At 54.2% G+C, this 22,482-nt stretch carries 16 protein-coding genes; 4 read left to right on the top strand and 12 right to left on the bottom strand.

All coding sequences use genetic code 11. The features are described from left to right. Positions 1–14: 14 nt before the first annotated feature. The 7 genes from GJ630_RS06535 to asnB form a co-directional block, all read right to left on the bottom strand. Entirely contained in the window at positions 15–1,313 is a 1,299-nt protein-coding gene (locus GJ630_RS06535; protein WP_014031321.1) for a hypothetical protein, read from the bottom strand. A 70-nt stretch (positions 1,314–1,383) separates the two neighbouring features. Beyond that, positions 1,384–2,565, bottom strand: coding sequence for a glycosyltransferase (locus tag GJ630_RS06530; protein WP_014031322.1), 1,182 nt, complete (start codon positions 2,563–2,565; stop codon positions 1,384–1,386). A 76-nt stretch (positions 2,566–2,641) separates the two neighbouring features. Continuing rightward, on the bottom strand, positions 2,642–3,838 hold the full coding sequence (locus GJ630_RS06525) for a sulfatase-like hydrolase/transferase (protein ID WP_014031323.1): 1,197 nt from the start codon (positions 3,836–3,838) through the stop codon (positions 2,642–2,644). 112 nt (positions 3,839–3,950) lie between these two features. Further along, on the bottom strand, positions 3,951–4,907 hold the full coding sequence (locus tag GJ630_RS06520) for a glycosyltransferase family 2 protein (protein ID WP_044952851.1): 957 nt from the start codon (positions 4,905–4,907) through the stop codon (positions 3,951–3,953). A 60-nt stretch (positions 4,908–4,967) separates the two neighbouring features. Then, positions 4,968–6,758, bottom strand: coding sequence for a hypothetical protein (locus GJ630_RS06515; RefSeq protein WP_064289051.1), 1,791 nt, complete (start codon positions 6,756–6,758; stop codon positions 4,968–4,970). Positions 6,759–6,993: 235 nt separating this feature from the next. Continuing rightward, positions 6,994–8,184 carry a glycosyltransferase family 4 protein gene (locus GJ630_RS06510; RefSeq protein WP_014031326.1) on the bottom strand — a complete coding sequence of 397 codons (1,191 nt, stop codon included), beginning with the start codon at positions 8,182–8,184 and terminating at the stop codon, positions 6,994–6,996. A gap of 130 nt (positions 8,185–8,314) precedes the next feature. Further along, positions 8,315–10,204 (bottom strand): asparagine synthase (glutamine-hydrolyzing), encoded by a 1,890-nt coding sequence (asnB, locus tag GJ630_RS06505; RefSeq protein WP_191449581.1) that lies wholly within the window; start codon positions 10,202–10,204, stop codon positions 8,315–8,317. 264 nt (positions 10,205–10,468) lie between these two features. Here asnB and GJ630_RS06500 point away from each other — a divergent pair, with 264 nt between their 5' ends. Beyond that, complete coding sequence (locus GJ630_RS06500; protein WP_191449580.1) at positions 10,469–11,638, top strand: glycosyltransferase; 1,170 nt, start codon at positions 10,469–10,471, stop codon at positions 11,636–11,638. Positions 11,639–11,788: 150 nt separating this feature from the next. On the opposite strand, the gene GJ630_RS06495 is transcribed toward GJ630_RS06500, so the two are convergent. The 4 genes from GJ630_RS06495 to GJ630_RS06480 all read right to left on the bottom strand — a co-directional run bounded on the left by GJ630_RS06495 (position 11,789) and on the right by GJ630_RS06480 (position 16,527). Then, positions 11,789–12,673 (bottom strand): DUF1616 domain-containing protein, encoded by an 885-nt coding sequence (locus GJ630_RS06495; protein WP_371727099.1) that lies wholly within the window; start codon positions 12,671–12,673, stop codon positions 11,789–11,791. A gap of 153 nt (positions 12,674–12,826) precedes the next feature. Further along, positions 12,827–13,669: a glycosyltransferase family 2 protein gene (locus GJ630_RS06490; protein WP_014031330.1), complete on the bottom strand. Its 843-nt coding sequence runs from the start codon at positions 13,667–13,669 to the stop codon at positions 12,827–12,829. A gap of 334 nt (positions 13,670–14,003) precedes the next feature. After that, positions 14,004–15,845: a CARDB domain-containing protein gene (locus GJ630_RS06485; protein ID WP_197427623.1), complete on the bottom strand. Its 1,842-nt coding sequence runs from the start codon at positions 15,843–15,845 to the stop codon at positions 14,004–14,006. Positions 15,846–16,245: 400 nt separating this feature from the next. Further along, positions 16,246–16,527 (bottom strand): winged helix-turn-helix domain-containing protein, encoded by a 282-nt coding sequence (locus GJ630_RS06480; protein ID WP_004515801.1) that lies wholly within the window; start codon positions 16,525–16,527, stop codon positions 16,246–16,248. Between the two features lie 790 nt (positions 16,528–17,317). Here GJ630_RS06480 and GJ630_RS06475 point away from each other — a divergent pair. Continuing rightward, entirely contained in the window at positions 17,318–17,953 is a 636-nt protein-coding gene (locus tag GJ630_RS06475) for a hypothetical protein (protein ID WP_050038388.1), read from the top strand. Positions 17,954–18,012: 59 nt separating this feature from the next. On the opposite strand, the gene GJ630_RS06470 is transcribed toward GJ630_RS06475, so the two are convergent. Then, positions 18,013–19,158, bottom strand: coding sequence for an alpha-D-ribose 1-methylphosphonate 5-triphosphate diphosphatase (locus GJ630_RS06470; RefSeq protein WP_079980864.1), 1,146 nt, complete (start codon positions 19,156–19,158; stop codon positions 18,013–18,015). A gap of 622 nt (positions 19,159–19,780) precedes the next feature. On the opposite strand from GJ630_RS06470, the gene gfo6 reads away from it, so the two are divergent. Both gfo6 and GJ630_RS06460 read left to right on the top strand, forming a co-directional pair. Beyond that, on the top strand, positions 19,781–20,851 hold the full coding sequence (gene gfo6 / locus GJ630_RS06465; RefSeq protein ID WP_014031334.1) for a D-xylose 1-dehydrogenase Gfo6: 1,071 nt from the start codon (positions 19,781–19,783) through the stop codon (positions 20,849–20,851). A 392-nt stretch (positions 20,852–21,243) separates the two neighbouring features. Then, on the top strand, positions 21,244–22,473 hold the full coding sequence (locus GJ630_RS06460) for an HAD-IIA family hydrolase (RefSeq protein WP_014031335.1): 1,230 nt from the start codon (positions 21,244–21,246) through the stop codon (positions 22,471–22,473). The last annotated feature ends 9 nt before the right edge of the window (positions 22,474–22,482 follow it).

The following is a 22,482-nucleotide window of genomic DNA, read 5'->3' as shown; positions in this document are numbered from 1 at the left end:
GTGGGAGTAACTATCTACTCCGCATTGCGCGACTGCGGGTGCCAATGTCGGCTATCGTTTCGCTGATATGCCGGATTTGTCTCAAACTCTGTTGTACCAACGACGAAGCCACCGTGTGCAGTGAAGATGCCGTTTCGGTCGGGCGTATCTGAATCGTTGAGTACGTACTGGTTTCCTCGTACCCCGCTCAGATCCACGAGTGAATTTCCGTACCGACGACCACGTCCGATAAACCAGAATGGCGCATCTCGATCACTCTCTGAATAATATGAGTTGTTCTGCTTGAATGACGATACGTCCCACGGATAAGCCATTACCGTATTGCCTTTCATCACGAATTTGTTATCACCGCGAGACTCTCGGGGGTCGTCCTTCATTTTCCAGAGCCATTCACTTACTTCTGGGTCAGGCTGAGTCTGTACGCGGACGGTATTCCCGCTCACCTCCGCACCGTCCGACCGCATACTAATCCCGATCCGGAAGTCCTGTATCCGCCCCCAGAACTGATTTCCGTTCGACCAGTCGCCTTGCGGATCGCGGTTCTCCCCGGCAGCGTAGAAATCTACTGCTCGATCAAACCCGTCGAGGGTCCCATTGGCGACCTGCATCGAGCAGGGTTTCGAGCCGCCACGGAACTGAATGCCGATACCCTTGCCTGTGTCTCCGAGGAGATACGCGTCCTTTACCCAGGCGCGGTTGGCCGTATCTAACTTCTGTGCGTCTTCGGGACCAATAACAATCTGTGTCGAACTCCAGTTTTTGCCGCGAGTATCGACAAACGGGTCAAGCAGAACGGTATCACGGACGAGTTCGAAAACATCAAAATCGCCAGTCGGGACGACTCTAGCCCCATTACACTCCAGTCTAACACCTCTCTTGAGCCGGACAGTCTCGGATACTTCGTACGTCTCACCGGAGACCATCTTGACTGTCTGTGCAGGAGCCTGTCCGAACTCAGATCCAGTAGATGCGGTATCGATAACGTCCTGTAGTTGTCCTGGTTGGGCGATGAACGTTCCGTCACTCATTACCGTGGCTCTCTCACTGGTCTCACCAAGCGAGACGGAACGTGCGCGGCCTGCCGTGCTTCCGAACTCCAGCCACTCTTCTCCGTTTCCCATAAAGATACGTCGCGAATCTGTCGCGAGGAACTTGGCCCCCTCTTTTGGTTGATACTGATCCAGATTTTCGGCAGCATCCTTGATCTCGACCTCAGTATCGATACGAGAGAAATTCTCGTTCAACGGGATATGCCAATCCTGTGTTCCGCGATCCGGACGCTGGTAGCTATGATTCGGCGTCTCTTCAGCCATATCTGTCAATTTACACAAACCAAGTAAAATATACTGTTGTTACTCTCTCGGTAAGCTTGCGGGGGAGCCGTTACCCGGTCAGCGGCTGTACGTAGGGGGTCTCTTCGGGCTCTGTCTCGATTTCCTGATACAATCGCTCGAACCCGTCCACCATCGATTCGATCGTAAACTCGCTTGCCGCCCGCTGTCCTGCGGCGGTTCCAAGCGTTTCAGCGAGTGGCTGGTGCTGATGTAGACGGATGGTGGCCCACGCAATTTCGTCGGGTGCCTGCACGTCGACGAACAACCCCGTCCGGTAATTCTCCAACAGATCGCTAGTACCATCCACAGGTGTCGCGACGATCGGAAGCTCCGCGGCCATCGCTTCGATCACTGCACCTGGGAGCCCCTCGTAATGAGATGGGAAGGCGAAGACATCCATCGCACCGAGAAGCGCTGGGACATCCTGTCGCGTTCCGAGGAAATGAACCGAATCAGCACATCCGAGTGAGTCGACCCGTTCCGTCAGCCGCTCCCGATCGGCACCATCACCGACGAATACGAGATGTGCATCGGGTATCTCGGAGACGATAGTCGGCCACGCATCGAGCAGATCGAAGTGGCCTTTCCGCTCGACGAGACGACCGACGGTGCCGACTACAGTGGCCCCCGTCGGGATGTCTAGCTCTGATCGCAGCTCCGCCGAGTCTGTCGTTCGGTACTGTTCGATGTTCCGGCCATTGTAGACCACCGCCACGTTTTCTTCCTCTGCACCGCGTTTAACAGCGTAGTCCCGGCCCGCTGTGGAGTTCGAAACGATCACATCCGAGAGTGAGATCGTCATCCGATCGATAACGCGGCGTACGAACGGTTCCTCGTTAGGTACTTCACGAATGCCGGTAATAATGGTTGCAGAACAGAACACGCCGGCGAGCCTGGCAATTACGTTGTCGTAAAAAAGGAACGACTGTATGAGATCGGGCTGTTCACGGCGGGCGGTAAGACAGAACTTGAGCGGGGCGAGCAGATAGACGAGCGGGCTTTCGACGCCCTCTATCGCCCCGTTCGCAACACGACCAGCGTCCGTAAGCGACCGAACGGTGACCTCCGGTGAGAGTTCTGTTTCGAGCGGGTTCGTAGAGAATATTGTCCAGATGGTGACGTCGTACTCCTCGCCGTTGACTTCGTTCGCCAGGTCGATGAGTGTGCGCTCGGCACCACCGACGACAAGTGCACCGATAAAGTACCAGAGAGTCTTCCGCTCCGCTGTCATTCTTGAATCACTCCATAGGGCTGTCTGCTATTTGTAAGATGAGGTGTGGACTCCGTGTTCACGGGAACGGTCATGCTCAAAGGTAACCCATGTTTTCGAGCTGTTCTGTCGTCTCCTCGTCGATGTCGCGTACTGTCTCCTCACTCTCCCCGGAGAGGATATCCGCAATCTCCGCCCGCGCTTCGTCCTCAGTAAACTGCGGGGCCCCATACGCCTGATGTCCCGGCAGGAACCGACAGTATGAATCTCGAAGCTTCCTGTTGTGCAAGACCTGTCGACCGAAGGGCTTCTGCAGTAGCAACGCCAGAAAGACAATCGATGATGTCGTTTTGTGTCCGTCCACGAACGTGTGGCCACCGTGTTCGTCCCAGAGGCTCCTGATTGTCCGCTCAAACCCGCCAGTGAGACTGACGAACGTCTCGGCGGGTCCCGGTAACGAGCCGTATCGAATGTGGTTCAGGTGCGTATAGCCGGTCGCCCGACCCTCTCCCTCTGCGTTCCCATCCACCCTACCGAAATCAGGTCGCGAGGACATCGCACTGGCGACCGTCGGTAAGATGTCCACATGGTGTAAGAGCCCGTTCTCGCCGGAGGAGTCCAGCTCCGGATGAATGAACGACGTCGGAACGTATACGACCTCAGGCGTCGCGAGGTGTGTGTGTCCGAAGTACCCGTACTCTCCGAGGACCTCACCGTGGTCACTGGTATAGATGACGAGGGTATCTTCCCGAAGGCCTCTGCGTTCAAGCGTCTGGAGGACGCGCTTGAACTCTTCGAACGAGCGGTCTACACCATTGTAGTAGTCTTTTCTCGCCGTTTCCGGGTCCGACGATACGCGCCAGAGATATTCGAGAGCGGTCTCGTTGCGATATTCGTAGTCGTCCCAGTCGAATCCGTCGTACGGCGCGTGGCCACCGGGCCGGCGCGCAACGTGGACGAATGGTGGCTCGACATCGTCAATCGGTTTCCGTGGGGGATTAGCAAACATCTCCGCAATACTGTGGTTCATGCCGCCCTGAGCAGCTATCGAAACCTCGTGACTCTCAATATCGAATACTGAGCGGACGTTCGCAGGGACAGAATGCTTGAAGCTGTGGATGTTGCTGTTCGGTGGTAACAGCCCGGTCAACAAACTCCCGAACGACGTGGGCGTGTGTGTTGATGCTGCAATCGTCTTGTGGGTCTGCCCGAGTTCCGCGAGATCATCGTTAATTGCGTTATATCTGACAGCGTCGTCAACGTATATGAGGACGTTCTCTACGTCGATCTCCATGCTACCAGAGGGTGGCTACTACAACAATATAGTAAAGACACACCTACGAGGTATGAAACAGCACATAAAAAACAGTACCCGGTGACGGGACGGGATATCTACCGAAAACATCTCATTTCGTAATTGTTTCAGTTTTAATCGAGTTGAGGGTCTTCATGGCGTTTTTCGCCGGCTTGTAGCTAAATCTGCCCCCAAGCGCAGCGAGTGCAAACAGCCACCTGTCGGTTCGAAACGGCCAATAATACACTGACTTAAGTAGTTGCGTTCTCGCATCAGAGTATGCTTTGGAACGTAACGCTTCTTGTCCAAGAATGAACAGCAGTGACGCGAGGAAGGCCCGTTCGTACCGACGTCCGTACCCTGCAGCGAGTTCTCGGTGTTTCTCTACCATTAATGGGTAGGAGATATCCCGCTTCTCAGCGTAGTTATTGCTGATTCGGTCCGCTCCCTCGGGACAGTTCCGATATGTCAGTACTTCGGGGATCACGCGAAACTCGCTATGTAGCGAGAGTCGTATCAGCCACTCTCTATCTTGCCAGCTGGGAAACCGGTCGTCAGGGAGCCCGGCCTGTGGGATGATATCAGCCGAAACCATCAGTGTCGAGAATTCACCGAACGACTCCCCCAGAAGGAGGTCTTTGGTAACATCCCCTTCCGCCGTGAAGATAACGTCCCGTGTGTAGTCCCCGTAATCGTACTCACAGCCAGTGTAGACTACGCCGACGCTGTCAGCGCTCTCTGCCATCTCAGTAACCTGTCGAGCAATCTTTTCGGAGTCCCAGGCGTCGTCGTCATCTAACAACGCGATGTACTCGCCTTCTGCCCGCTCAATGCCCGTGTTCCTTGCCTGGTTCGCTCCTCTGTTCTCTTGGTGACGGACACAGTTGACTTCGATACCTCGTAGCGGCTCTCCGGCAAGTGTATCGGCTGCCGGCTGCGGGGAGTGATCGTCGATGACGATGAGTTCGATGTTTGGGTACGTCTGCTCTGCGACACTCCGTGCTGCACTCCGAAGTCTGTCCGGTCGTTTGTATGTCGGGAGGACAACGCTGACGAGCGGATTTGGCATATGGCTGGTGGTGGTTTGCGGCATCTAAAGTTAGTGTCTGGCTATGCGTGGCTCTGCTGGCTAATTTTGGGGCGCTACGGACCACCCAGTGAACCCACCGTTGGTATAAACCTTGTTTGCCGTTGGATCGTTGTGCATTCTCGCCAGACTGTCTTCACCGTATCGGAATAGATATTCCTGTTGGTCTTTTGTATAATACGAGGCAGTGTGCTGTTTGACATCGTGTGTCTTCGTGACAACGTAACTTCGGCCAAACGTATCAGAGGCGATAACATCCTGGCTGAAATAGCCGAGGTTCCGAGGCAAGTTATTGTTCATACCGAAACTCTGTGGGTAGTAGCGGGGATGGTTTGTGCCTAAGACGAACGCTTCCATCTTATGTGACGTATCCATTGCATGGACCGGAACCCCTTCGTCAATATTCGCTGCCATGAATTGAGACCCATCGTACTCTGCGTAGGTCATGTGACGGTTTGGCTCGTAGGCAGCACTTGCAGCGAGACAGGCACCTAGGAGTACGAGTACGGTCAAAGCAACGGTGGTTACCGAGTTGCGCTTGGTGGCGCTATGGATGAGTGCCATCCCCACGAGGACTGCAGCGAACAGGAGTGCGTATCTGTTTACTCTTATTATGCCTTTCACGATGAGATTGCTAAGGAGGAAGATCGCTGCGATACCCAGTCCTGCAACGAAGTGAACCGAACCGAAGCCCCAGTCGTACCGCATCCGTTCGGAGAGAAACCAGTATAGGGTCAAAAGGACGAACGTCCCGGCGATAGTGAAGTAAATTGTGGTCGAGCCGTACAGAGTGATGAATTTCTCGGCGAGCTGTAGAGGTGAAAACTGGACTGAGCCGGCTCGCTGTACCTCTCTGGCTGCTGGGTTCATATCATCCTGTGCCGCAACGACTTTTATTATGGCCTGGCGTGTCTGACCGAAATTGGTGAGCCAGGCGAATAGGAGCGGAAGAAAGGCCACACCAAGCCGCGGACTGAGTTGCGGAGTGGACGATAGGGAAAGCCGTCCGAACAGCCCGGAATACACCGAGGTTAACAGTAATATACCTAGCATAAACAGGGTTGTCATCGGGTGTGAGTAGATGATGAACAGGCCAACCAGGAGAATCAAGAGCAGGTACTCGTTGTCGTTACTCCGTCGGTACAGTTCTGTGAGCGTGAGCAGGACCGGAACGACCATGAATGAGTTCATCGCCGGGTGGTTTGAGAGATGGAAGGTCGTATAAATGAGAGTGCTACCGGCTGCTAATCCGGCCGCGAGACTTCCCCGTTTACCCGAGAGCGTCTTCACAAGGACTCCGATTCCGATTATCTGAAGCGTCGTAAACAACAACGCTACCAAGTATGGCATCGCGTCAATCGGGACACCTAGCATCGCCATCTCGGCCATCAGCACATGTTCACCTGGATACCAGATTCCGGGAAGTGTTCCCGTTTCGAGAATCGCCCTAACATCGCCGAAGTGTTGCAGTGCATCTGCCGTTCCTTGTCCGTAAAACCGATAGCCGCGAGCTTTTGGGAGGAAGAAGTACAGCGCGTAGTTTGAAAGGACGAGGCCAAGACCATGTCGCCAGTACCTCGTTTGCGTAATAGCCGCTGCTATCAGCGTCAATATTCCACCGATCATGACCGAATAGAAAGTGAACCAGAACAGCTGGGACAGTCCATCTGCCAGCGAAGTTTCATATCCGGTTACCGGTTGAATGGACAGGAAGAGCGCACTCTCGAGGATAAGGATACCGGCTAGGAGTATGACCAGATATTCCTGTATGTCACGGTTGGCGAACTCGAAGCTGTCGAACGACTCCCGGTCGAGATTTGTCTCGTGACTCATTTATTACCCTTCTGGCTCGCGATGCAGTGTGAGGTCCACGTCTTTCCCTGCCTTGCATACGGTAGATATTAAGTAATCAGCGACTAACGCGCAGTGGATACACGCCCTCACCAAAGTCAGGCCTCGACCAGCTTCAATAGACCACCTGAACCGCAATATCGATTGGGCCACGAAGACGCGACAGTGGTATGGAACTGTGCAACCGGAATCAGTCGAGGCTCGATTCGCCATTCGTTCAGATCTCGTCCTTGACCACAGGTGTGGGACTGCTGGTCGATTCCGTCTTGTCTCGAATCACGGAGTCACCGATTTCAGCCACTTGGCCCAGTATTTCCGTTGTCTCTTGCACTGTCTCTTCCCAGTTGTAACGCGTCGTGACGATTGCTCGGCCGTGTTTTCCCAGTTCTGAGAGGCCGCGCTGATCGCTGAGCAAATCAGAAATCGCCGTCGCGAATCCCTCGACGTTGCCAACTTGGACTGTCTCTCCCGTTTGGTTGACTATTTTCGAGGTCTGTTCGAGATCGCTGGCAACAACTGGTGTTTCACAGGCTAAAGCTTCGATAACTGTCCGTGGAAAGCCTTCAGTCCGACTCGGAAGGACGAACAGGTCCGCTGCTCTGAACACCGAGGGCATTTTCTGATAGGGGACCCGCCCCAGGAATTCTACAGCATCTGTAAGTCCCTCGTCAGCGACCGTCGATTCGAGACTGTCTCGAAGCGGGCCGTCGCCACAGAAGAACAGCGATGCGTCCGGACAGCGCTCTCGTACCGTATCGAATGCAGCTAACACGTCCTGAGGTCGCTTTCCGTCGACTAAGCGGCCGACAAACACGATTGCCTGGCCGCCCTGGCTCGCGATATCGGGATGGGTCTGTCCAGCAGGGGAGAAGCGGTTGGTATCGATCCCGTTGTTTACAACCGCGATGTCAGCGTCGACACCGAGGTCACGAAGTTTGGATTGCTCGACATCGGTGTAGCAAAGCGTGACGTCGGCCGAGTCATACGTCCACTTACCCAGCGTACGAAGGTGTGCACGCGAGAACCAGAACGGACCTCGTTGTGAGTTGAGGCCGTGACATGTGATTGCAATCGGGATGTTGGCCATTCGGCAGTACAGCGCGGCCACGTTACTCGAGAAGAACAGGTGAGAGTGGGTGTGAACCACGTCGAAGTCTTCCAGACCACGTAGATCACCGACGGTGTTGGCGAAGATCTGATTCCCGAGGAGCTCTAGCTTCGGCGGTTGTTTGATCAACGTATACCCGTCTTGATCGGTAACCTCTCGCTCTTCCACCTCTTCCGAGACAGTCAAGACGGTGACCTCGTGCCCCATCGCAGCCTGATCACGGCTCAGAGCATGTATGTGATATGGCGCACCACCGACAGTTTCAGGGAAGATGTCTTGGGCGACCCGGAGTATGTGCATTTATTTCGCCCGACTCTTACAGGTAGAGGGGTATAGTTAATAGTCCGATTTTTTGAGTAATAGGCCTCTATAGCCAGTACAAGACACCAGATGGTGGTATGTAGTCACACTAAATCCTGCTACCGTATTCCTATTCGAGGACCCCCTGCTCTTGCATACGCACAGCCCAGTGCTTGAAGACGTAGACGGTCCAGAGGAACCGCGAGTGATCGTGGTTTCCATCGAGGTGTTCATCGAATAGTTCTAAAATCGCCGCGGTATCGAGAATCCCCAGATCAGTAGCACGGACCATCGAGACGAACTCGTCAGCAAGCTCGTGTTTAAACCACTCACCGATCGGCATATCGAACCCGTGTTTGTTTCGCTGTAAGATAGACTCCGGCAGTACATCATCGAAGGCTCGTTTCAGCACACGTTTTCGATCGCGGCCAGTTAGTTTGTGGTCTGTTGGGAGACTGAGTGCGTACTCAACGACATCAGTATCGAGGAACGGAACGCGTACCTCGAGTGAGTTGTACATACTGGCCTGGTCGACTTTCGTGAGCATCTGATCTGGGAGCGATAAGCGGGTATCGACAGCCTGTATCCGTGCCAAGCTCTCTCTATCGGCCAGTTCTGGGGATATCGCGGCGTGCTGTGTCCGGAGGGCGGTCTGCCCAGCTTCGATTGGGTCAACGTTCGTCACGGACTGGATAGCTTGGTCGTCGGAGACACGCATTAAATCGAAGTGACGCTCCGGAACTGATCGTTCTCCGCTCCGATTTATGAACCACTGTCCTTTGTAAACGGCGTCGCCGACCGCAGTCCCTCGTGAGGCGGGTAGTGCATTCACAGCCGGCTCGACGGCGTATTTCCGTATCTGGGCCGGAAGCGCTCGATAGTACTTTGACAGGGACTCGACTCGGTACTTATCGTAGCCGGCGAACAGTTCGTCAGCACCGTCACCAGAGAGTGCGACCTTGACGTTATTTCTCGTGGCTCGAGACACAGCGTAACTCGGCATCAGTGCCGGGTCGGCGAAGGGCTCCCCCAATTTATTCAGTACGTCCGGTACGGACTCGCGTACGTCATTCGCTGTGAGCGTGATCTCGTGATGGTCGGTGTTGTGGAAAGACGCCACTTCTCGTGCCGCCCAGGATTCGTCGAATCGATCCTGATTGAAACCGACGGTAAACGTCTTCACGGGATCATCGAGTAACTGTGCCATCGTCCCGACGATTATCGTCGAATCGATCCCCCCGCTGAGGAACGCTCCGAGGTCAACGTCGGCCATCAGGCGTTTTTCGACCGCCGATTCGACGAGCGAGCGTAGGTGAGAGGCAGCGGTATCAATGTCGGGATCACGAGGCGTGATCGATGGCTCGTGGTATTTGTCGCGGTCGATACCGTCGTCCGATATGAGTATCCGCTCGCCGGGTCTGACCTTCGAGACGTTACGGAAGGCCGTTTTCGGTGCCGGAATATATCCGAATGCGAAGTACTGAGCCAGTGCGTCCCGATCTATGCCGCCGAGGTCAATGTCGCTCTCGAACAGCGATGGGAGCTCGGAGGCGAACGCGAGCTTGTCGTCCGTTTCGGCGAGAACGAGAGGTTTGATACCCATCGGGTCACGGGCCAGTAATAGACGTTCTCGCTCACTGTCCCACAGAGCGAACGCGAACATTCCGTCGAGTTCGTCGACGAAACTTGGACCTTCTTCCTCATAGAGATGGACCAGTACTTCGGTGTCGGTTTGAGTGGTAAATCGATGTCCTGCGGACGTGAGTCGTTCCTTGAGAGCCCCGTAATTATAGATCTCTCCGTTGAAGATGACGGTTACGGTACCGTCCTCGTTGTGGATCGGCTGTCCCCCGTTCTCGGGGTCTATAATGCTGAGCCGGCGGTGTGCAAGTCCAACACTTCCATCTCTGAAAACCCCATCGTCGTCAGGACCTCGGTGACACTGGCAGTCGTTCATACGTTCAAGAACGTCGGTTTCAGGAGAGCCAGATCGAACATACTGACCACAGATTCCACACATTGTTCGCGTAATCTACATCGATGCTCAAAATTATACCCTCCCTACACGGGCGAGTCAGACGGGCTATCTTCCGCCCAACGCTGCCTATATGGGTCTGTCAGTCCGCTGTGGAACGTCCCCGGGGCAGTTCTGTCCCTTACGCTGCCTGAATGAACAATTTAAGCTATTCGAATCGACCAAAGCATTGCAGGAAAGTCAGAAACGTGTCCCGAGAATCGGCGTAGGGTGAGTATAAACAAGCCCTTTCACACAGACTGTGAACTAATGGAAAACACTGGACCGATAGCATTCTTCGTTCCCTCTCTGACAGTCGGTGGTGCCGAGCGTGTGACAGTTTCTGTCGCGAACGGGCTCTCTAAGCGCGGATATGACGTAGACCTTGTCGTGTCGTACAACGAGGGGGATTTCCGGACCGATGTCGCCGGAAGCGTAAACGTCGTCGACCTCGGAACACAGAGGATACCAGGGATAGGAATCGGTGCGAGCGTTCCCGCTCTCGTACGATATCTGCGGCGACGATCTCCCCAGATACTCTTCTCACAGATGACGTATGCCAACGATATGCACATGATTTCGCAGATTCTATCGGGCGCTGACACTACCGCCATCTCGACGATCCACAACACGCTCGGGATGCAAGAGGAATCGAAAGAGAAACTCGTCCAGTGGCTGCAGCGTCGCCTCGCCGGTCAGTCGGACCAGTTCGTCGCCGTTTCAGAAGGTGTCGCTAAGAGCATCGTGGAACACGTCGGTGTCGACCGCGAGAAGGTGTCTGTCCTCCACAATCCGATCCCTGTCGATGAGGTCCAAGAGCGGGCAGGGAAGCCGGTGGATCATCCATGGATCGAATCGGCAAACATTGACGTCGTTCTCGGTGTCGGACGCCTGGAGAGAGCGAAGAACTTTGGATCGTTCCTCCGCGCTTTCGAACAGGTCCATGCCGCTCGACCGGACACGCGTGCGATTATTGTCGGCCGCGGGTCGAAGCGAGCCGAACTCGAAACCCTCGCGGCCGAGTTAGGTATCGACGCCGCGGTTTCGTTTCCCGGCTTTGTCGACAACCCTTACGGCTACATGGCGGGTTCGGACGTCCTCGCGATGTCTTCGGTCCACGAGGGACTGCCGACCGTGCTCATCGAGGCCCTTGCCTGCGGATGTCCGGTCGTCTCGACCGATTGTCCCAGCGGCCCGGCAGAGATCCTCAAAGATGGTGAGTACGGCCCGCTCGTCGATGTCGATGACGACGAGGGACTCGCAGCGGCCATCCGGACAACGCTCGACGAGCCACTCCCGAGCGACGTACTGATCGAGCGTGCGAACGATTTCGCGCCGGCGGCTGTGATCGACCAGTACGAAGCGTTTATTCGAAGTTTCGTATCGGTGGAGACCACCGATAGTGTCGATAAACGATCCGAGCCGCTCACCCCCTCGTGACTATAGTAGCCATTGAAAATCAATGCACACCTGATCGGACGACGGCAGTGCGATCAGTGTGTACATCGTTTCAATTGTTACTATAGCTGCAGTCGATACCATCCATCAGAACTGTCCAAAACCTACTCCCAGACTCCTGTCGTTGTTAGCTCACGTTACGTCGACCCAAATGTGAGCCTCGCGGTACGCGTTCTCAGCTGTGGGTTGATCCGGCTGACTTCCCCTGTACAACAAATACGTCAACCGCAGGCGCTCGCCCTCCAGTACCGGCGTCACCGTGTGACGCTGCAGCCAGCGGTCTCCAGCCGCTGTCCGGTTGCTGTAAGTATCGAGACGTATGCGCTCGATGACCTCGCCTGTCGGCGCGGTTCTGGCCATCTGCACGACGACGACGTACTCGGTTGTCTCCATCTCGTGATTCGTGACGGTGAAGTACATCTGTTCGGGCTCGCCCAACGCGATCTGCTCCGGATAGTCGCTTGCCTCCAGATCCCCTGTCTCATTCTCGGTCAGCAGCCCGAATTCTGTGTACGCTTCGCCGCGCTGTGGCTGAGCCGCGACCAGCGCCACGCTGGCAAACGTCACGAGGATCGCCACACCGACAACTACGGTCCCCAGCTGGACTCCCTCCCCATCGGAACCACCGCTGGCCGCTCGTGAGTTTCCGAAGGGCATCGAGGTCTGGCTCAGGCCCGTCTGTGTCCTTTTGTAGCGCCGATACCACGCGATTCCGGTTGCCACAACAGTTACGATAGCAAGGGCAGTGACAACCGGAGTCGGGCGAATCGGCCAGGGCGTGAACTCAAGATTGACTCCGACGATAATTGCCAAACAGATACTTGCTACAACCGAGTACAGCATCCGTTCTGTGGTAATCAGCCGGTGGTGTTCATCCTCCGGGTTCCGAATTGGAAAAAGGGCCGCGACTACAGCATAGCCCGGGACGAACAGCAAGAAGGGTAACGCGATGGCCGTGAGGAGCACCCCTTCAAGAGACGACAGCGTTGCGAAGAGTACAACCGCTGTGTACCCCACGGTAACAAGCAAATCGACAGTCGCTGGCGAAGTATCCGACCACCTGCCCATAAGTTCCGCTCACGCCTACGCCATGATAAGTAAAAACTTCATAACGGTCATTGACGGTGTCGAATGTGGTGTCAAAGAACGATATCCAACCGTTCGGAGTGATCACTCTGATTCTGTTCGGGAGAGATACTTTTGCTGTAACCGCCAGACGTACCCACGAAGTAACAGAATCGATAGCTTCGGAATGAACGAGCCATATCGAATCCCGCTCGACTCGTCGCCGTAGAGTGCTTCCATCGGTACGTCCTGAACAGTCATCCCATTCGCATCTAAGTGAATTAGCATATCGTTCAGAAATCCGTAGTCGTCAAACAGATCGTTCAGCGAGAGCTGGTCAAGCGCCGTCGCGGAAATCGCGGTGTATCCGTTCTGTGGGTCGCGCATTTGCCAGTGTCCGCTCGCGATCTTGGTCAGCATCGTGAGGAGCGCATTCCCGAACAGCCGCCAGTTGGACATCTGAGTACAGTGGCGTCGCGATATGAGGCGGTTGCCTTTCGCGTAATCCGCATCCCCCTCAACGACTGGGTCGAGTATCTCATCAAGGATGTTCGGGTCCATCTGGCCGTCGCCATCAAGGACTGCAACCGTATCCATGCCGCTCATAAGCGCTAGCTCGTATCCGGTTTGTACGGCAGCCCCGCGACCGCCGTTAGTCTGATGACGGACTGGGACGATCCGCTTATCGAGAAACGTCTGGCTTTCAGATACCATTGTCCCGGCCCCGTCGGCGACAACTATTTGTTGTGCGGAGTCCCCGGTCACACTTGCGGGTTTCACCTCAGTATCCACGTATTCCTTGATTTCGGTCCATGTGCCATCTGTCGAGCAGTCGTCGATAACGAACACCTGATCGACGTACTCCGGAAGTGAGTCGATGACCTCACCGATGAACCCCTCTTCGTTGTGTGCCGGAACGACGACACCGACGGTAGAGCCTTTATACACTCTATGTCCCCCCTGTTGGTGAGTGGAGTGAGTCCGCTACGGTACGCACAGAGTTACCGAAAAGGGAGCTACTCATCCCGGGTCGGCTTTCATGCCAGACCCACGCGCCAATAGCAACCTCTGATTCAGTGATAGTCATGGTAGGTCGTAGGGCCGCTCACCGGCCACCAATAGGGCCCTCTCTGTCGCCATGTTGGGCAAATCGGTCTATTGTTATTCCTTACTTTCCAGGGTTAGCGGTCATATACAGTGGACTGTCGGATCGATAAATATCTCGTTAGACCGATTCGGAAAAGCGCCCACGTACGGCGATTACTACTGTTAGAGGGAGTGGTTATTCGAATTGATCCTGATACGTCGTCCTGATGTCCGCCTGGCGACTAGCGGTTAGGTTCTCGTACGACTTCCCGTACGTGTCGTTGGCCAGTTCGTCCCAAGATTCGATTCGGTCACCGGAGTCAGTCTGGAACTGTGTATCGAAGTCCGCTTCGACCTTCTGTTGGGTTTCGATTTCTAGTCCTGTGAAATTAAACTTCTCCCCAGGTTTCACATCGGCACCGTACTCTTGCCGGGCGATTTCCTCACGCGTCCGCACCTCTACGGCTGCAAGGCCGTCCGCGAACGGTTGGCGTTCGTGAATCTCTTCGATCTGGCGCTTCGTTTCACCGCTCACCTCATCATAGTAGAGTCCGTACTTGTCCTGGGTTATTTCATCAAGCGAAGCGCGGTCACCATCAGAGACACTGGTACTTCCGCCGGAACCGCTGGACCCGCCGTCTTTTGCCCATGACGGCTTGACCGACATAGCTGTTGACGCACGCGCGTCTTTTGAGTAGACGCCATAGACGTACGTCTGCAGACTCAGTGGTTCTACGGGGTAATCCGTCGAGTCGGTTACCGTGTATTCAACCTCGAACCGAACGCGAGTCGACTCGCCGGGTGCGAGCGTGACATTTCTGTCGACTCCATAGGCTTCCGGCCGATCATCGTCATCGCTGTCGATACGATGCTGGATCGATTGAGTTCCGGTGGTTTCACCGGTGTTCGTTACGTCCGCGGAGAACACAGCCGTATCACCGACATACAGGACATTCGGTCCAGCCAAATCCGACACCTCGAAATGACTATCCTGTACCGTCATCGAGACGGTATCTATGTCGTCAGCAGTTCCAAGCGAATGGTTGTGTGTCCCGCGGCTCAAATTCGTCGTATTCACATCAATAGACACCGTTGTCGTTTCGTTGGCAGCAAGTGAAACGGTGCGCGAATAGGTAGTGTTCATGGAATCACTCCGGAGCGTGACGTTGTCGAGCCCGTCCACGTCACCAACGTTCTCGACGACTGCTGAGACATTGGCAGTTTCCCCCCTCGTTACGTTGGCCGGTGCAGTCGTATTCTGCACACGGAACGTCGCCGGTTGCTGGACGTGGAGTGTTCCGGTCGTTGTCGTGTTTTCGGTGGCGACCCTGTATTGGTATCCGCCAGGCTCCAGATCAGCAGTTCGGACCGTGGCAGTGCTCATCTGGCTCTGGCCGCCCGCAAGCGAGTGGACGCTCTCATTCAGCGTTTCAGCATCGGAGTACTGGCCGTTTTGGTCTGCATCGACAGCGATTTGCACTGTCTGGACGCCACGATATGCACCGACATTGGTCAGGTTTGCTCGGATGGAGGCGTTGGTTCCACGGACGATTGTAGCGTTTTCAGTGGTATCAGCGAGGACAAACGTAGGCGGGGTGAGGACAGCCACATTCCCAGTTGACTCCGGGGCCGATGACTCACCGACGGCAACGGCGTACGTGTATTCCCCGGGACTGATTTGATCAGGTTCGACAGCGAACGTCACGTCCGCCGGTTCTGCAGCCGAAACCTTGACTTGTTTTGTTGCTACCGTTTCAGGAGACTGTCCGTCCCTGTTCAATCGTAGCGCTACTTGTTGTGTTGTCGTTTCCGACCCCGCGTTTGTGATTTGAAGTTCCACACGCAACGGCTCATTCGGCCGAATTTCGGTCGGAGACTGCACAGTGCGTATCTCCAGTTCGTCCTCGCTCACAGTGGTCTCCGTATCGGCCGGTCCATCGGCGAAACCACCGATTCCAAGCCCTAACGTAGCACCTCCAATGAGTAACAGTCCAGCGACGCACCCAATCAGTAACTTTCCGTAGCCTATGGACAACATGCGTACGCAGGTATGTTACAAATCATTATTGTTACGTCTGCTATACCCACCGGTAGACACTCTTTGCATTCAATATCGAAAAGCGGGTTTCTACAGGTAGGTTTCAGAATGGGTAGCAGACGTTTACCACCAGACACGTTCCCCAAAGTGGAGCTTTCAGCCATAGTCGTAGTGAGTCAATACCGTTCGTCGGCGTCTCAATTATGCGACTACCGTTAGCTGAATCTATGGAAAACACACCATCTTGTGATCTAATACCGGAGTTGGTGTAATGGAATAGGTTATACGCGAGATACCCACATCAAATTACAAGTTCAATTCGAATCGAAAACAGGGAGAGAGATAGTTCTAAGTCCACGCGCTTGTGCAATCCTATCAGTTCGCGGCCGAGACGCGACAGTTACGCCATGTTCTTCCGTTCGATTGTTTCCCAAATATCGACACCCTTCTCAGTGATGTCGTACACGCGGCCTTTCTTCCGATCTTCCGAAACTAATAGGTCGACCAGTTCCGACTCACGGAGTTCCTGCAGGGCGCGCGATACGTGAGCAATGCTCATTTCCCTGTCGTCCGCAATTAACGACGGTGTCGCAGGGCCTTCTGACAACCGGCGGAGAGTCTCGACTCGATACCGTGAACTGATTACGTAGCTCACTTCGTCCCACTGATCAAAGTCTGCCATCGTATCTATTCGTATGCACGAGTGTACCAGCTACCTTCTTTGGACACAAACTCGTGTACAGTGATATTCCATGTGCCTGTGGTTAATTGTTTCGCTCGTGTCTCTTGGTCTCGCTTCGTAGCCATACACGATTCCGGTTGAGTACCCTGCATACTGAGTATGTGGTGAGTAATATCGTTCTTCCGCTCAATTCAAATAACACGCATTTCATCTACGTGTTTGGCAATCAGGCGACAACCGATCAACAACAGATACCGTGGAGATCGTAAGGCTCCAATTCCCGACGGGAACCCAGAAGGGCATCTTATCGGGGACTGCGTTCCTGCAGGGACCTCTCTGCGGTCCAGATAGCTGTTCAATTGACACTGATAAGATTGCGTTACTTGCATGACCGATAGAAACGGCCGATATACGCTACGATTTACCCTGGGCGATTTCGAGAAGGTGAGTAACGTGTAACCGTAACAGGGGGCCGTCTCAGCGTTTTTACGGGAAGTCTACGTATTTTGCGTATCTCAACACACACTGTCGCGGACATTTATTATGGATCACCGAAAATTGATTCAAAGAACGCTGTTACTCCCGGAATACCCAAACAACTACTGACTACCCCGGCGGTAATCAAAGGAAAATTATCTAATCGATTACATAACAAAGTATTAAGTGGCAAGGTGATGTTGATTTGAAATGCTGGCTGACAGCGTAACGCTCCGTCGATACAGCCGGGGGGCTGTGTGAGCACGATTCCAGACGGGTGGACGATGTCGCAGCACACAGGAAGTGGGTAAATATGGGAGTCAAAGACACCGCACAAACGAAAGCAGAACCGAATAATAAACTAAGCGACGAATCTGTCCCATCGCCAAAAGGGAAAGAAAGCAGTGCGGACCAAGCGACGTCACAGGAGCAGGACGACTCAGGTGCATCTCTAGACGTTATTTTTGAAATACTGAAAAACAGCCGCCGCAGAGAGGTCCTCCACTTTCTTCGAGAACGAGGCGAACAGGTCTCTCTTGGAGAACTCGCAGAACACGTCGCGGCCATCGAGAACGAGACCACAACTGATGCGTTGACATCAAGTGAGCGCAAGCGCGTGTATGTAGGACTGTACCAGTGCCATCTCCCGAAGATGGACGACATCGGTGTCGTCGATTTTAACCAAGACCGAGGGCATATAACCCTTACCGAGAAGGCTGACGACTTCGAAAAGTACCTCAACCGCACTGAAGAAGAGGCGGAGGGCCGACAGTGGTATCAGTATTACGCGGCCGTCACGGTGCTCGGTGCGATGGTCCTAGCCGCCTCTGTCGCCTTCTCACTTCCCGGGAGCATAGTTTTAGGTTTGTTCTCCCTGGTAGTGGGTGTTGCAGGCGCATGTTCGGTGTATCACTGGTCAGTTGAGCGCGAAGAGCTGGACAGCGAGTAGCCCGATAAGAACGGTTTGGTTCCGCGCGCAGTTTTTACACAGTACGCGTCACGAGTAGGCTATCCAGAGCGATACACTTCGTCGCCGGCAACATATGTTCGTGCTATCGATGGAACCGGGTCTGGATCGACGATAATCAGATCGGCCCTTGCTCCACACTCCAATCGGCCACGGTCGTACAGGCCAGCAGCGGCAGCTGGTGCAGTAGAGACACGTAACACCCGGTCTTTGAGAGGGTCACCGTTTTCGATGAAAACAGAGCTAAGCAGTGATTGCGGACGAAAGTCGCTACAGAGAATGTCGACAACACCGTCTTTGATTGCCTGAGACGCATCGGGCCCGTCCCACAGACTCCCACCGCGAACCACATTCGGCGCACCCATCGCAACGGCCAAGTTTAACTCGGTTGCACGCTGCGCAACACGGTGGGAGAGCGGATACTCACTTATGTCTACCCCGATAGCAGCGGCGTTGTCCACGCTCGAAACGGTTTCATCGTCGTGTGAGGCGACTGGGATATTTCTATTGCTTGCTAGCTCTGTAATCTCTCGTGCGCGCGAGATTACTTCTGTTTCGGAGACACCATTGCGGCGTGTTTCGAGGGTCTGAAGGCTTGACTCTGAGACCCCGTCCGGAAGATTATAGCGTTGTGTAAGTGTATTTTCGCCAGCGAACTGGCCCGTTCCGGGAATGTGTGAGACAAGGGAGACGAGATCTCCCCCTGATTGGATTTCTTGCGAGACGGCGTCGACAGCCGTTTCGTTGGTGAGTTCACACCGCATATGGAGTCTGTTATCGACCCTGGCGCCGGTTTCGCAGTTGAAATCCCGGATATGCTCGGCCAAGCGACGGGCTAATTCGATACTCCGGTTATCATCTGGGACGTCTTCGAACGCAATGGCATGATACTTTGTCGTAACTCCCGCGCTGGCATTGGCAATATCACATCGGTCCAGAGCGACAGTCGTGTTGACGCGCTCACCAGCTCTCGGAAAGAGGTGCCGTTCGATATCATCACCGTGAAGATCAACCAATCCAGGTAGGACATACTTCCCCGTCGCATCAATGTCCGGGGAGTCATGAGATTCTGCTTCCACCGAGACTATTTTTCCATCAGAGAATACTATTGTCCCGTTCTCAATTTCGCTGGTCGGCGTAACAACAGTTCCTCCCGAGATTAATGTTCGATTTGCATTATTTTTCATTCAGCTTGGCACCCTGTAAGATTTTCCAATGTGTTTACAATCGACTTCCCAAAACATGAATATGCGCTTACTACGGCTATGCTACAGTCGGATATAGAGTGCATATTTATGTGTAATTGACAGCCGTAGCTGTTGTGCTTAATGAGATAATGGGAGACGAGGCCGTCAATCGTCACTATCAGTTGCTAAAGACGGACCTAGGACACTCCAACAATTCTCAGGGTTTGAATAGAGCCCCAATCCAGGGGATTTAAACCTTCGCAGTGTTTCAAATAGTACATACAAATATCAGCCTAACTTAATTTCTAAGTTATGATTATATAATGCCTTCATAGAGTGGACAATTTGCGGGTAATTCTGGCGGATTCATATCCATTAGGATACACCTACCCACATAATACCGTATTAACTGTTTGAACGAGTGCGTTTGAGCAGTAATATCTTTCTATTTTTTCCATAGTGAGAAAGAGTATAATAGCAATAGCTGAAGAAGAGAGCCAGTAGTAACAAGATTACAGCATAGTACAGTGACATACTCCGGCGACGTCACCCCACCCACCAGCATGGTGTTTGCGTGTTCAGAAACCGAAGTTTTTAGCGTCAAGGTTTAAAACATATTTGTATGAAAGACTGGATTGATACGTATAACGAGCGTGACTGGCAAACCACCACGGACGGAACGGTTCGATACGCGCTGTTAGGACTTGGCTGGTGGACAATCGACCTAGCACTTCCCGCGATTCAGGATTCTGATCTGGGTGAAGTTACAACGCTCGTCAGCAGTTCTTCGGAGAAAGCGAAACGTCTCGCCGACGAGAACGGTGTGGACCACGGGATCAGTTACGAGGAGTTCCACGACGGGGATGCAGCCGACAGGTTTGATGCCATCTACATCGGGACACCGAACGCCTTGCATCTGGAATACGCCGAGACAGCCGCAGAGTTAGACAAAGCGATCCTGTGCGAGAAACCGATGGAGGCAACAGTCGAACGGGCTCAGAAAATGGTTGAGGTCTGTGCGGACGCCGCTGTGCCGTTGATGATTGCCTACCGGATGCAGACTGACCCCGCTGTTAGGCGTGCAAAAGAACTCATCGAAGACGGATTCATCGGTGAGCCAGTATCCGTATACGGAAACAATAGTCAGCCGCTGCTCGAGATGAATCCGGACACGGACCAGTGGCGGCTCGATCCGGAACTCTCAGGTTATGGCACCTCAGTGATGGATTTGGGGATTTACTCGATCAACACGACTCGGTTTCTGCTCGACAGGGAACCACTGGCAGTGCAGTCACAGATGGATTCTCATGGGGAGGCCTTCGTCGACGTACCTGATGAGCGCTCCGGGGCCTTGCTAGCGCTGGAAGACGGTATCAAAATGGTCACGACTGATAGCCAGAACGCTCACAGTGATACGCAACTGAAAATAACTGGGACGGACGGACAGATCGAACTCCGTCCAGCGTTCCATGGGAAAGCAAAACTCCACCTGTCCCGAAACGAGACGACAGTAACTGTCGAACACGAGAGTTTTGACGCGGAGGACGAAATGCGGGAGGAGTTCGATTACTTCGCTGACCGTGTTTTGACTGGTACTGACATTGGCCCGGACGGCCGCCACGGCCTCCAGGATATGCGAATCATCCGGGCAATTCACAAAGCCGCGGAGAGCGGCGACGTCGTCAAATTGTAACTGATTCGTTCGAATTTAGCTGGCCCCATCGCTGTCAGATTGTCTTAGATTTATTCATGTGACGATCACGGCTATCGCGTTATCCCAGTCAAAACGGAGTACAGCGTGATCGCAGTATAATACTCAAGATCAGTGAACAGAAGCGACCCTGACATTGGTTTTACACTCACTGTATTGGGTGATCAATGATCAACGGCGGCAAATGCTATCAGCCGTCCGATTGATTTGTTTGGGTAGACGTGACGAAACCACATTTGAACTGGTCGGCTTTGTCTAGACGCAGAGTAACAGCGAGTTCGTTTCGTTAATGACGCTATAAATCAGCCACTCAGTTAAATTACATATACACCCCGACAAAAGGATACAAGTGGCTGATGGTGCTACAAGACGGTATGATTTCTGAACAATTCGACGCGTTCTTGCTTGACCTCGACGGGGTAGTGTATCTCGGGGACGAGGCCCTACCGGAGGCGGTCGAGTCGGTGAATCGTCTTGATGAGCGGGACAAGGAACTGCGATTCCTGACGAACGACCCACGCTTTCAGCGTGAGACGATCGCGAACAGGCTTCGCAAGCTGGGGATCGACGCGGAAAAAGGCGAGATCATCACGTCAGGCTGGGCGACCGCCCACTACCTCTCCCAACAGGATATGACCACCGCTGCTGTTGTCGGTAGCGGAGGGCTGGAAATCGAACTCCAAGAAGAAGGCATCGAGATCACGGACGACGATCCAAATGCGATGGTCGTCGGCGCGGACGAGAAGACGTCATATCAAGACATCCAGCGGGCGGCGAGACACATCCAGCGGGGAGCGACGTTCGTGGGGACGAACCCGGATGGGTCGTTCCCGACCCCAGACGGGCCTGTACCCGGGGCCGGGGCCATTGTCCGAGCAGTCGAAGCTGCGGCGGGAACAGAGCCAACGGTCGTTGGCAAACCCGAGCCGCTTATGTTCGAGATGGCTCTCGACGGGCTGGCTGACGACGTGCAAGCGGCCGCGATTGGCGATAATCCTGCCACGGACATTCTCGGCGCCCACCGTGCGGGGCTCACCGGGATTCTGGTGGCCGAGGACAAACCGACTGCCGCATCTGCTCGTGATCTTCAGCAACCAGATTTGACGATCTCGTCGCTTGCACACCTCTTCACAGACACAACCGACACATGGGAGGCACCACCCTATTCGTGGCCGGATGAGATACGTCCGGGCGTCGCTGCTGTCGTAGTGAATGACGCAGATGAGGTGCTGTTGCTGAAACGCGCCGACAAAGAGCAGTGGGCGCTCCCGACGGGCACGGTCGAACGGTGCGAACCAGTCGGGGACGCTGTCACACGGGAGGTTGACGAGGAAACGGGACTGCAAATAGCGGTTGAGCGGCTGATAGGCGTCTATTCACACCCGGAACAGCAAGTGTTTTCGTATCCCTCAGGCAAGGCAGTTCACTTCGTCACCAATTGCTTTCGGTGTTCCATCGAGGGGGGTACACCCGAGGCCGACGAAGATGAAGCCCTCGAGGTCGGATTCTTCGACATGAACGATTTACCGTCGGATATCCTTCCGATGCAACCGCAGTGGATAGCCGATGCAAATGACGCAGATGGCTCACCTGCAATTCGATAAATTCACAGG

The sequence above is a fragment of the Haloarcula sp. CBA1122 genome (assembly GCF_009741785.1).
Lineage (GTDB): Archaea > Halobacteriota > Halobacteria > Halobacteriales > Haloarculaceae > Haloarcula > Haloarcula hispanica.
The sequence above is the reverse complement of the archived record's forward strand: the minus strand, read 5'-3'. Positions and strand labels throughout refer to the sequence as shown.